The sequence below is a fragment of the Bacteroides sp. AM32-11AC genome (assembly GCF_003603515.1).
Lineage (GTDB): Bacteria > Bacteroidota > Bacteroidia > Bacteroidales > Bacteroidaceae > Bacteroides > Bacteroides uniformis.
The window spans coordinates 215,306-227,634 of the sequence record NZ_QTNH01000009.1 but is presented as its reverse complement, the minus strand read 5'-3'; the positions used below and the strand labels follow the sequence as shown (position 1 = coordinate 227,634).

Below are 12,329 nucleotides of genomic sequence, written 5' to 3'. Positions count from 1 at the left end.
CCTGCCACAAACCAGCCATTGATACAAACATACCGGAAGTATCATAGCCAAATAGCCCGAATAAGGTCCCGGATTGAAGAAAGAACCCGTCAAGGCGTACATAGAGTGACCGGAAGTTGCAAAGCCATAGAGTTGGCGCAACCCTAAAATAGCTTCAGATCCTCCCAACACAACCAATACCCAGAAAATCACAGAATCCAAACTTATAAAATCCCCTTTAGACTTAAAGATAAGCGCCGATAGAATACATCCAGCCAACAAGAAGGACGCCTTGTCGAACCAGACCCACTGCCCGACAGTTTCAGCAGGAAGTAACCCTGAAGAAGCTACGCATACCATTGACAATAAAACCAGAACAGCCATCCAAAGCACAGTCCAAGTAACGACAGCCTTTATTTGCCTTATTCTATTTTCTTCCATACCCGTTCCCATTTTATACTTCCTGACATATCATCCTTCGATTTCCAAATGCGTAGAGCCCTGCCTACAATAAAAGGTTCAGGCAACAATCCCCAATAGCGTGAGTCTTTCGAGTTCTCCATCTTGTCACCGGATACGAAATAATAATTCTCACGGAAACAGTATCTGCTTATAACACTGTCTCCTAACAATACAGTATCCCTCCTGAACGTCAGTTTCTCCTTCTGTTCCCATTCTATCAGATTTCTATAAAGCATCCGGTTCAGTGAATCCATCTCTACTACACTTCCTTTAGCCGGTATGTACAATGGTCCAAATTCGGCAATGCTCCAGCCCAGTTCTTTATCAAAAGGATAACTTTCAACCACTATTCCCCTATTCACAAATTCCTCGGAGTCAAGTAATTTTTGCAATTTATCTTGTGCAGCAGTATTCCCCAAGTATCCGTCATGCCCTTTCACCCTATAATGGCAGTCCTTGATTTCCAAAGTGTCTCCCGGAACTGCTATACAACGCTTTACATAATATGACATTACATCAAAGGCAATGCTGTCCCAACTTCCCGGATAAGGAAAATTGAATACAAGCACATCATTCCTCTTGAACTCCCTCCATCCGGGCATACGATGAATCTTAACCTCTTTCCTTTCCAATGCGGCAAACACATCGAACAACCTCGCTCCTTTTGAGCACTTATCAACCAGAATATAGTCTCCTGCCAACAAGGAAGGTTCCATCGAATCAGAAGGAATCTTAAAGGAAGTGACAAGCAACAACTGAGCCAACAGTCCCCAAAGAGCCACAAAACACAATCCATAGACTAAATTAATGCCCCAAGCCAACAACTTACGCAAGAATAAATTATTCCGAAACCTCATTTCCCAAAATTTGATATGAAAACCTGCTTTCCGTTCTCAATCCGAAATACTTGCTCCTCTTTGCCACGTGTGATGTCATGAAGATAAAAAAGTGCGCCCCTAGGCATGTTGTCATACACCAAAAAAGTATCGGTAGCCTTTTTCTGTCCCAACGAAATCCATCCATCTTTTCCCCCATGATAAAACAACTCATAAACATCGCCTATACGGACAAAATTATCATCATTTCTGGGCATATACATCAATTCATTGAAACATATCTCCTTACCAAAATCAATCACCATAGAAGCACCTCCCTTTTTAGGTAAATAGTAAGTAAGCACGTCACCGTCAATAATATTATCTATTTTAAGATACTTATTTTCCGAAACATCTCCTTCTATTTTCAGAGGATTCACCTTCACTCCATCATAACTGAAAGACAACTCGGCCAATTCAATACGTATATCTTTTGGCGTAGAGAACCTAACATACCGTCCTTTCACCGGTTCCGGCAAATGTATAAAAGTACGGTTGGTATGTGGGGTATCGCAAATACAATAAAATGGTTCATTCCCTGAAAAATCTTTTCTATTTGACACCTCAAATTTACTGCCTACCATGATATTGAAACAGTATCTAATCCAGTCAAAGAAAGCAGCTTTTCTTTTTAAAACGACAGTATCCTTTACAGACAAATCAGGAATGTAAGGATGTGCCTCCTTACCGTCAAAGAAAAAGGGATAACCTATGGGCTTATAGGTTGAATTCTCATAAGCAAGAGGCATATATATCATTTTAGCCTCTATATTATTGAAAGTCGCTTTTCCTTTCCTCAATTTAGCTATATCCACTCCCTCTCCTGCCGTTTGCGGACGAAATACTCCCAAATATACATAGTCGTCTTCTACATCACTTAAATCCAACACCAAATCATCTTTAAAATAATCTTCAGAAACATCCTTCACAAAACAATGTCTGAACAAGGGAGGTATCTCATCTTTCACACTCAGAAACTTCAGTTTCTCTTTTTGTAGACCATAACAATAGCGAAATACCTTCCCTATCCTTCTTCCGTCCACGTCCCACTTAAATTTAGCCACATGGAAAGAGTTTATATTAACAAAATTTCCCAAAGAATCTCTCACTACATCCCAGATATGGCCCATTCGGGATTCCGATTCAAAGAAATACACGTCTGCTGTGGCCGGAATTCCTAATGAGCGCAAAACATAAAGTCCAAAATCACACATGTCCACACATTTTCCGGCCCGATGCTCCAATAGGAAAAGAGCACCCATATGAGGTGAATCAAAGTCATTATTAAACCGAAATCCCCTTTCCCTCAGGTTCTCCATAACAACCTTCGTGGCTTCCATTACATCTGTTCCTATATAAACAGAGTCCAATAAAAACGAGAATTCCTCGCTGTATACACTCCGCCAGTCTTCAAGCGTTTCATCACCGATACGATAAGGAAGAATCAATTCACAGAAATCATCAAAGGAAAGATCTTTATTCCAAGGCCTTTTCTTCCAGACCACAAAGGCTTGATCTATATTACGAATCAGATAATCAGCAGTTATAACATGAATATCATACTCTTTATTCATCATCGAAGCCGGATATTTCTCCCATTTTGCTACTTGACTACTATCAATGATACCAAAAGAATCCGTAGTTGCTTTCCAATATCTCAACGTATCTATCAGCCACCCTTTGTAACTGTAACATTTAGGCATATTCTCAATCAAAAAGCAAGCTGCTTTATATTTCTCCCCACTATCTTTATAGTGGATAAGTACCTTTTCTAACTCGCCCCGATTACTCCCAGCCAGTTCAAGCGCTTTACTCAAACGATGGTTGTTCACACAAGAGCAAAGAAGCAATAATGTAAACAACCACACAGATTTCCTCATACCTTATTAATTTTCGTTTTTACTTTTTTAAACACTCACTGTGCATTACCAGAAACCGTAAGTATTATCGGAGATGACTCCGAATTACAATGTATTCTTACTGTTTTACTAAAATGTTCAGGATGTTCTGCCTTATAAATAATAGACAAATTCAAATCCATTCCCGGACGAACCGGCTCTTTAGAGTACTCTACAGAAATACAGCCACAAGACGTATCCACCCCCTCTATTGCCAACAGTTTATCGCCTACATTTTTCATGATAAAAGTAACCTTCTGTTCTTTTTGCCAGTCGAAATTCCCCATAGATGTCGAAACTTTATCCACATCAACAATTGTTTGAACATCATTGTCTTCATCATCAGATTTTACTTCTCTGCCTTGTATAATCTTCAAATAGAGCTCTCTTACTTTCAAATTATGGATAGGATTACCCATAGCTACAACTCTATTATCATTATCCAACAAAAAAGTTTGAAATGCCATATCAGCAGGAAAATGATTCAACTTATTCAAGTAGTCTCCTTCATCAATACAAATCGGATGTTTAAACCTTTCCACCCGTAAAGTTTGATATATCTCCATTCCATTTTTAGGACACAAGAAAAAAAGGAACTGTACCGTATGAGGTCGTATAGAATCGACTACGGTGATAAACTTTTCCCATTCAGCAAGTTTCAGTTTACAACTGGTACAACCCGTAGAATCAATATAAGTCAATATTTTATATGTGTTTTGAATGGGATATTCTACCGTATCTTTTCCTTGAATCGTAAAAACCGACCTAGCAGGCAAACTCAATTCTTTTCCTATCCATTTCTGTAACAAAGAAAAAGATTTGTCTTTATTGGATTTTCCACATGAAGCAAATACCACAAAACCTAAGATTATTATTATAAAATTCTTCATAAGTTATCATTTATAAACTACCTTCAATCAATTATCTAATAAATCCATCTTGAAGAATCGTGTACTTTCATAATCAGAGCAACTTCCACAAAGAATTTTTCTCTCTTCATCTACAAATATATCATTGATAAGCACACTGAAACGATATTTAGCGACCAAATTCCCTTCCCAATCCAAAACCAACAAATTGCAATGCGGAAGCAAAGGCCCCGCACCCAACTGATTCGGATTTATCAAATAAATATACCTATCCGTTACAAACGGACAACTAAAATGCCAATACTGCTCTGAAGGGCGAGCGGGAACTACCTTGTAATTTCCCAGCCCACCTTCCAGAAAGACGTCATGCCGCAAATTTTCATTCCGATCATAGATCCGGATACGTCTCAAAGAAGCGTAAGTAACCACAAAAGCACTCCTATCCGGTTTCATCATCAGATAATGATAATAAGCCGATTTAAAGCTTTCCAAATTCTTAAAACGAATATCATTTTCCGGATAATTCCCCCCTGAGACATCTCTTCCCGTCTGAATATCTGTCACATGATATTCAGACACTCCCGGATGTTTTCTCCTATCTGCATATATATACACCCCGGGATTCAACTCTTGCACCGTCCCAATATTTTCACTTACTTTATCAATAACAAAAGAAGATGTTTTACACAAGGAATCACTTTTCAAGGTATAGGCATCCACTTCTCCTCCCGATTCAAGATACAAACAATCTTTTCCTTGAGAAACAGAAAAACGACCGGGAAGCACCATTTTCTTTATGAATTTTAAATCGGGGTAATCATAGATTCCTACTTCTTCATATCCCCCAAAAGCAATCACCCGATTGTTGATTCTATTCATCCGAGCGGGACGTACCAATTCTTCTGCCGGATATGTCTTAATAGGAAGCATTGTATCTATAGGAAAATGTTCTTTATAGACGACAGCCACAGCATTACGCTGTTCCCCACAAGCCACACAAAGAAGTAGTGCAACGCAAATAACGATTAAATGCCCTATCTTATAATTCATATTTCACCAAGACAAAATCCGGATTCACCCCTATGGCATACAACGTATTACTCTGTTCTTCAGAAGCTATACGCATTACGGGAATGCCCAAATCAACAATCTTCACTAAATTTCCATCATAATCATACAAGAAAACAGTATGAGGGCATTTGCTTGCATCCCTTCCCACTGTAGATTCATCCGTATCATCCTTTCTACGGTCTCGTTGCAATGTAATAATAAAATCCTTGCTCATACAAAGTCCCCGGACACCTTTTACCCTGCGGTCAAAAATCACCTCATTGTTCCGAATCTCGTATTCGTCACCATCTGTTCTCCATTCCCACACTAATGAAAATTCATCCTCACCCTGCTGATACAATGCTAAATAAGGGAAATCATAACAAGAACAGACAAATACTCCACGAGATGCATTATATCCTCTCTCTCCCCCTAAATATTGTTTCACCTGCGGAATGGGATAATTGCCAAACGAAGAAGCCTGACCATGCAATAGAGTTTCAAAACAATGTTCCGCACCAGCATCCGCAACTCCAATATACACATTCTTGGCATATTCAGCCATGGCAGGACGTGATAACCGTTCCTCTTCCGTCATAGGAATAAACGCATCTTTACTTTGCGACAAGCTATCAAGAGACAAGAAGCCACGCGTCTTTCCATTAGCATCCACGGCAAAAAAACGATTGTCGATACATGAGCCATTTATACCTCCTGTGATAAATTCACGCGGACCTTCTCCTACCTTTCCCATCACTCCCACTTTACGACCAGTTTCTTTTTCGTGCACATGTACAAAATAGTCGCGCGCAAAAGGGTCCTCCCACACCAAAAAATCACCGGCTACGCGTAAGGTTCCCGGCATGGTAGTTGCTATTTCATCATCCAGCAACTCATAAGTTGCACTCACATATTCTACATTCAGTTTTTTCTCATTTGCACAGCCATACAAGAAAAAAAATATAAGCAAATAATAATATGTTTTCATTATATACTATTTTTTATTAGCGAGCACCGCAAAATAGTTACATGATCCAACGAATTTTATAAATATTCTACAGTGCTCTATCATTTTATGTCTTTAAGCAGCCATTAGGCTGTCAAATTCCACTAATAATGACAATTCTTTCGAGTTTCACAACTATTTTTACCATTAGCATACGCATATGTATGATGTACATTAAAGCAAACACAACATTCTCTATCCCAACTGGGGTCACAACCTGGATTCGATATTTCACTACCTGCCAACGCTTCCACATTCGCCAACATCAAATCAGACATAGTTTCCGATTGTTGGTTAGCATAAACACCGTATCCTGCCACTGCCGCAAATGCTGCAACAAAAGCTATTTTCATTATCTTTTTCATTGTTTTCTTTGTTTTTCTTAATCAATAATATTTTGTTTTGTCTTCCATATCTATCCTTTCAATGGGAAAGCAAACATTTTGCTTATTCAATCCAAATCCTTATCTTTGCCTCGACCTCCTTTCTGGGTGGGTTATGGAACGGACGGCTCATCATGCACCAACAAGACGTTTGCCGTCCGTTCCTCTCCATTCCTATTTATATTTTTCTTTTATTTCATTGTATACTCTATTATCGGTTCATCCTTGTTCACATCCGTAGCAAGAATCGTCCCTTTTTGCTCATTTACAGAGATGCCATAGATACAATGGTCGAGTACATATTCACAGAGAGGTTCCCCCTTCAAGTTGAATACATAAATATATTGTCCCCCATCCACTTGGATGCCTTTCCGTGCATTCTGGGCTATTTCTTTAAAAGAGCGTCCATGAAAGACGGCATAAATGGCACTGTCCGTCACTTGCACATCGCTGAATCCCATGATACCCGTAGGAATGCCATAACCTTCTGACAATTTGAATTCCGGCTCGCCATGAGGCCCGATGCGTACCACGTGCGTGCTGTCTTTCAAATTAAAGACTTCAAGCACTTCGCCCAGTTGGGTGACCGCCGCCAGCACTCCGTTTCGGGGATTGTAATCGATGAAGCTGCGCCATGCCTGCGCCAATGCAGGACGAGCATGCTTCATGGCATCCTCATTGGAAGAAGGGATTGCCCCCATTTTATACAACAGTCCGCCTTGCCTGTTCACCCAGCAAAAACGGTTGTCTCCCGAATAATCGGGAATAATAAAGGTAGAATCATCCATCATCACAAAGTCCAAAGCACGGAGAATGTCTTTATCCAGGTTCACTGCTTCTTGACGAAACAGTGAATCACCGGATAAATCACAACCAAACCGAGTTAATTCAGACTTGTTGGCATCAAGAGACCACAAAGATTCCCCATACCACCGGATATTTTCGACAGAAATCTGCTCATCGGGAGATTCTCCCCGCTTGCCGAAAGAGGATATGTAGTGAAATTCCGGATAACTAAAAGCATGACAGAAACAGTCTGTCCCATGCAAATCCATCACCACAGCCATATCTCCCTGCACCCGAATACGGAAAGGATAACGGAACAAAGCAGTATCCAGCGGAATAACTGTTCCTTTCAGTTCCCGCGTTTGCGGGAAATCAGCACAAAACATCCCGTTACTGTGTGGAGTAGAGGTACAAGCTACTAAAATAATGAACAAGAACAATATGTTAATAAAGTTCTTCAAGGCTACCTACTCATTACAGCCCAAACCTTAACATGATTAATCGGACAATCCACAGATCCGGTACCACGACAGTAGATATTTGTACCCGTTTCACCGGATGCCAAAGCATCTATATTCTCCAACATTAGACTTCCTAAATCATTTTTTCCTGCATTCAATTGAAAAGAGATTGTAACTACTGCAACCAAAAACAAGCTGATAAATAAAATTTTCTTTTTCATCCTTTTACTATTCTTTATATTAATAGTTTTGTTTCTAAACGATGGTGCGAAGTACCGAAAAAGAAAAGAAACTACCAAATTTCAAGTCTGACAAAGTCTGACAAGCACTTATTTTAGGCTTTGTCAGGCCTTGTCAGATGAAAGATTCCATCATTCATTCAAGGATTTTTCCGATGAAATGGGGCTTTTTAGTTGATAACAAAGATCTTTATTTTCTATCCGCCAATCAGAAACTTCGGACAGGGCTTTTCGTAATCTTGTTATTACAGTATGTACATTTCCCGGTGTTACTGAACCGTCCGGCCACAATAGTTCCATAATTCCATTGACTGACAACCTATAATCTTCCGCATCCAAGAAGGCTTGCAGTAGTCTTGCAAGAGTTGCCGTCAACTTCACCCTATGGTCTACTCTATACAACACACCGGAATCGGCATCAAAAAACAAATCATCTTCCAACCGATAAACAAGCGCCTCACTCCTATCTACTACAATCATTGGTATTTCTTTCTCCACAAATATCGGGACTGGGGTTTCTACCGTCACCTCTTTGACAAAGAAACGACAATAAATCTTTACAATGTATTCTTGCAGAAAAAACAGCAGAAAGCAACAAAGAGCAAGAGCGCACAAAAGAATCTTATCCTTAACTGTAAAAACGTTCAACCAAGAATAATACAAATATCCCGTCACACCAATTTCGCACCTATAGCCCAAATAACAAGACATAAGACTATCCGGTTTTAACATATAAAGGGAATCATCCGAAAAAGTATAAGTTTCACGTTCATCCCAATCAGCCACAGATATACGTACTACCGTTTTACCAAAATAGTTCATTTCTTCCAGTAAGCGATACCATATCCTATTCAACGAATCAGCCTGCAAAGGACTCTTATACAACACATAAGAATATGACGCTCGCATATCTGAAGAGCGTTCTATATTATGGGAATGCTTTTCATAAGGGATAAAAAAGTCTTTTACCCCATATTCACTTTCTATACGTACTTTTATCGGTTCCTTCTTAATATCAATGGAATTATCTGGTAATCTAATATTTCCTGACGAACTGAAATACACGTCAACTTCATTCCTTTTCTGCAACTCTTCTCCCAAAGCCATACGAAAAGCACTCCGTGCCTGCGTTTCCCAGAACTCCATTCGGTTTTGATACAAGAACCATCCAGTAATTACTGCTACAATAACCCCTATAGCAACGTATATCAATAGCATTTGTCGTCTCTCCCTTTTCTCGTCCATGTGGTGTGTCTAATATTAATCCGCCTCAAAGTTAAGCATTTTTTTACAAGGGACACCAATCTTAATCATCTTCTTACCATGCTCGCCTGATAAGAAATGGTAAGATACCATTGCGCAGCAGATAAAATACTTGAAGAAAAACGAGAAAACCATAAAAATATGGCATAAGCATACTTACAAGAGTTTCTAATCAGCTTTAGCTATTTTCCACCCACCAATCGTCCGCGTGGCACTGTCAAAATTCACACCAATCTTGACCACACGCCTGCCGTCCGCCCGGTAAGGGATGGCATACTGCTTGCTGTCAATCTGAGCCAACGCCTCTTCCGGGGTACCGTCGTATTTGAACTCGAAGACATAAACGACATCCTGCAACTGCACCACCACATCCGCACGGCCTACGGAACTCTTCACTTCCGACTCCACATATTGCCCCATCAACCGGAACAGCAAATAGAAAATGGTCTGATAATGCTTTTCGGTCTTGTTCTCCAAATCATTGGGAATGGAGGCAAAGAAGGAACGGGTACGCTCCAGGCAGCTCTCCACATCACCCTTCATCAAGTCGCGAAGGAAAGAGACGACGTAGAAGGTGTTGTTCTGGGCAGGCAAGTGCACGTAAGAGGGAAGCAGGGATTCAATGAACCCTTTACGGACCTCACCGTTGGGATAGGCCAAACGATAGATTTGGAAATTACGGTCATAGCCCTTAATGGTCAGATAACCGCTCTGGTAGAGCACCGGGATGGGACTCGTTATCTGTTCCGTAGGCGCATCAAACTGCTCATCGGTAGCCTCAACACCTTCCAGCGCACGCACATCGAAGTCTGCATGGCGCAGAATATCTATCAGGAAAGTAGGCGTGCCCGTGGAGAACCAATAGTTCTTGTATTCTTTGGAATTGAAAGCATTGAACAGGCTGAACGGGTTGTAAATATCCGCACAAGCCTTACTGAAATGATAACCGTCATATTGCCGCTTCAAATGCAAGCATGCCTCCTCGTAAGTCTCATCATTAGCCTCGGCCATCCGCTCAATATCGGGTTTCAACTGCGTCAGCAGTTCCTCCTCGGTGATGCCGCAGAGGGCACTGAAGTCATCGCGCATACTGATATTTTGCAAATTGTTCAGTTCGCTGAAGATGCTCAGCTGGCTGAACTTGCTGATACCCGTGATAAAAAGAAAACGGAGATATTGCCCCAGCCCCTTGAGAGGACTGAAGAACTTGCGCATCTCGTTGCGAAGCTGTTGTTGCAAAAGGGCATCGGAATTACTGTCAAGCAGAGGAGCATCGTACTCGTCAATCAGCACTACAACCGGCTTTCCGGTCTTGGCGTAGGCACGCAGGATGATGCCTTGCAGACGCTCTGCCGCCCCCTCTTCCTCTTCCTTTTTTCCGTAAATTTCTTCCCAACGAGATAAAAACAAATTCAATTGCCCCGTCAAGTCACGCAGCTCAGTATATTTCGTCAAGCTGAAATCAACGTGCAGCACCGGGCAAACCTCCCATTCCTGCTCCAGACGTTCCATAGCCAGCCCTTCGAAAAGTTCCTTTTTCCCCTGGAAATAGGCCTCCAGCGTAGACACGAGCAAGCTTTTGCCAAACCGACGGGGGCGGCTGAAGAAATAAATTTGGTCTGTATTCACCAATTTGTACACCAGCTCCGTCTTATCCACATACACACAATTCCGCGTACGCAGTTGCTCAAAATTCTGTATCCCTATCGGATAGCGTCTGCCACTCAATTCCATAGCTGCTACTGTTTAAATTACAAGTATGACAAAGATAGCACATATTCCGCAAAAAAGAAAGCACGCCCATGGCTTTTTCATCACAAGCCCTCACTGCAAACCTACTGCACATCTTTTGCAGTAACACTGCAAAGGCGTTGCAGTAGCACTGCAAAACAGTTGCAGTGGCACTGCATCTATGTTGCAGCGGCACTGCAAAAACGATGCACTGGTTTTGCAGTGAGTATTTGGTATCTTTAACATTGGCACCCAAAGCCTTACAGCGGAGCAGAGCCCGTTTTCATCACATAACGCCCTGTCCTGAAAACAGTCAACCAAAATCAGGAGAACAAAAAGGGTGAGGGCAAAATTTGCCCTCACCCTTTTAAATTGCTCTCACTCACCCCTGAAACACCGATGAACAAGCAGATGCAGACAAGCGGTGAGGGTGGTGAGGGTGGAATTGCAAAACTTTTATTAGTTTGCTTATTTCAGCAAGCTTTCCGCATCCAGGTGCTCTGCCTCAATATCCTTGAAGTAGCGGTAAGTACCCACCTTCAATTCTTCGGTGGCCGCATCGTCACAAACGATGATACCCTTTTCGTGCATCTGCAAGGCGCTGATAGTCCACATCTGCATCACGGGACCCTCGACTGCATGATAGAGGGCACGTGCCTTGTTGTGTCCGTTTACGATAATCATTACCTCGCGGGCGCTAAGCACAGTACCCACACCGACGGTCAGGGCAGTCTTGGGCACCTTGTTCACGTCGTTGTCAAAGAAACGGGAGTTGGCAATGATGGTATCGGTAGTCAATGTCTTCTGGCGGGTGCGTGACGAAAGGGAAGAACCCGGCTCGTTGAAAGCGATATGTCCGTCGGGACCGATACCGCCCATGAAGAGGTCGATGCCGCCGTAGGACTTGATTTTTTCTTCATAGCGTGCACACTCGGCATCCAGGTCGGCAGCGTTGCCGTTCAGGATATTGGTGTTCTCCGGCTTGATGTCTATATGGCTGAAGAAGTTGTTCCACATAAAGGAATAGTAGCTTTCGGGATGTTCCTTGGGCAAACCTACATACTCGTCCATATTGAAAGTCACTACGTTCTGGAAAGACACGATGCCTTTCTTGTTCAGGTCGATAAGTTCCTTGTACATGCCCAACGGAGAAGAACCGGTGGGGCATCCCAATACAAACGGTTTTTCAGGTGTCGGATGAGCGGCCTTGATCTTGGCAGCCACATAATGTGCCGCCCACTTTGATACGGATTGATAATCCGGTTGAATGATTAGTCTCATTGTGATTGTTTTATTAGGTTAATAAATTAGGGGTAATTTTCAACTT

Annotated in this window: 11 protein-coding genes and 1 pseudogene; all 12 read right to left on the bottom strand. The window is 41.7% G+C overall.

Annotation, left to right across the window (positions count from 1 at the left end; all coding sequences use genetic code 11):
* A pseudogene (locus tag DW800_RS11755) lies at nt 1–420 on the bottom strand (hypothetical protein); the annotation flags it as partial.
* Nucleotides 402–1,298: a signal peptidase I gene (gene lepB / locus DW800_RS11750; RefSeq protein ID WP_035450049.1), complete on the bottom strand. Its 897-nt coding sequence runs from the start codon at nt 1,296–1,298 to the stop codon at nt 402–404. The gene lepB and the pseudogene DW800_RS11755, both read right to left, overlap by 19 nt.
* Entirely contained in the window at nt 1,295–3,196 is a 1,902-nt protein-coding gene (locus DW800_RS11745; protein WP_035450051.1) for a hypothetical protein, read from the bottom strand. Before DW800_RS11745 ends, lepB begins: the two co-directional genes overlap by 4 nt.
* A 35-nt stretch (nt 3,197–3,231) precedes the next feature.
* Nucleotides 3,232–4,104, bottom strand: a complete 873-nt coding sequence (locus tag DW800_RS11740; RefSeq protein ID WP_057256523.1) for a DUF1573 domain-containing protein — start codon at nt 4,102–4,104, stop codon at nt 3,232–3,234.
* A gap of 27 nt (nt 4,105–4,131) precedes the next feature.
* The gene (locus DW800_RS11735; protein ID WP_133302532.1) at nt 4,132–5,133 is read right to left on the bottom strand and encodes a hypothetical protein; all 1,002 of its coding nucleotides are present in this window, start codon (nt 5,131–5,133) and stop codon (nt 4,132–4,134) included.
* The gene (locus tag DW800_RS11730) at nt 5,123–6,121 is read right to left on the bottom strand and encodes a hypothetical protein (RefSeq protein WP_057256525.1); all 999 of its coding nucleotides are present in this window, start codon (nt 6,119–6,121) and stop codon (nt 5,123–5,125) included. The genes DW800_RS11735 and DW800_RS11730 overlap by 11 nt, the downstream gene beginning before the upstream one ends.
* 122 nt (nt 6,122–6,243) lie before the next feature.
* Nucleotides 6,244–6,504 carry an NVEALA domain-containing protein gene (locus tag DW800_RS11725; protein ID WP_081028992.1) on the bottom strand — a complete coding sequence of 87 codons (261 nt, stop codon included), beginning with the start codon at nt 6,502–6,504 and terminating at the stop codon, nt 6,244–6,246.
* 209 nt (nt 6,505–6,713) lie between these two features.
* Nucleotides 6,714–7,742: a BF3164 family lipoprotein gene (locus DW800_RS11715; protein WP_119958096.1), complete on the bottom strand. Its 1,029-nt coding sequence runs from the start codon at nt 7,740–7,742 to the stop codon at nt 6,714–6,716.
* 29 nt (nt 7,743–7,771) lie between these two features.
* Nucleotides 7,772–7,990 (bottom strand): NVEALA domain-containing protein, encoded by a 219-nt coding sequence (locus DW800_RS11710; RefSeq protein ID WP_057256539.1) that lies wholly within the window; start codon nt 7,988–7,990, stop codon nt 7,772–7,774.
* A 150-nt stretch (nt 7,991–8,140) separates the two neighbouring features.
* On the bottom strand, nt 8,141–9,253 hold the full coding sequence (locus DW800_RS11705) for a transcriptional regulator (RefSeq protein WP_227224183.1): 1,113 nt from the start codon (nt 9,251–9,253) through the stop codon (nt 8,141–8,143).
* Nucleotides 9,254–9,439: 186 nt separating this feature from the next.
* Nucleotides 9,440–11,005, bottom strand: a complete 1,566-nt coding sequence (locus DW800_RS11700; protein ID WP_008665600.1) for an ATP-binding protein — start codon at nt 11,003–11,005, stop codon at nt 9,440–9,442.
* Nucleotides 11,006–11,470: 465 nt separating this feature from the next.
* Entirely contained in the window at nt 11,471–12,283 is an 813-nt protein-coding gene (gene nagB, locus DW800_RS11695; RefSeq protein WP_005823882.1) for a glucosamine-6-phosphate deaminase, read from the bottom strand.
* Nucleotides 12,284–12,329: the final 46 nt, after the last annotated feature.

Coding starts and splice junctions, on each gene's coding strand:
- lepB (WP_035450049.1), bottom strand. CDS start 1,298: ATGAGGTTTCGGAATAATTTATTCTTGCGTAAGTTGTTGGCTTGGGGC.
- DW800_RS11745 (WP_035450051.1), bottom strand. CDS start 3,196: ATGAGGAAATCTGTGTGGTTGTTTACATTATTGCTTCTTTGCTCTTGT.
- DW800_RS11740 (WP_057256523.1), bottom strand. CDS start 4,104: ATGAAGAATTTTATAATAATAATCTTAGGTTTTGTGGTATTTGCTTCA.
- DW800_RS11735 (WP_133302532.1), bottom strand. CDS start 5,133: ATGAATTATAAGATAGGGCATTTAATCGTTATTTGCGTTGCACTACTT.
- DW800_RS11730 (WP_057256525.1), bottom strand. CDS start 6,121: ATGAAAACATATTATTATTTGCTTATATTTTTTTTCTTGTATGGCTGT.
- DW800_RS11725 (WP_081028992.1), bottom strand. CDS start 6,504: ATGAAAAAGATAATGAAAATAGCTTTTGTTGCAGCATTTGCGGCAGTG.
- DW800_RS11710 (WP_057256539.1), bottom strand. CDS start 7,990: ATGAAAAAGAAAATTTTATTTATCAGCTTGTTTTTGGTTGCAGTAGTT.
- DW800_RS11705 (WP_227224183.1), bottom strand. CDS start 9,253: ATGGACGAGAAAAGGGAGAGACGACAAATGCTATTGATATACGTTGCT.
- DW800_RS11700 (WP_008665600.1), bottom strand. CDS start 11,005: ATGGAATTGAGTGGCAGACGCTATCCGATAGGGATACAGAATTTTGAG.
- nagB (WP_005823882.1), bottom strand. CDS start 12,283: ATGAGACTAATCATTCAACCGGATTATCAATCCGTATCAAAGTGGGCG.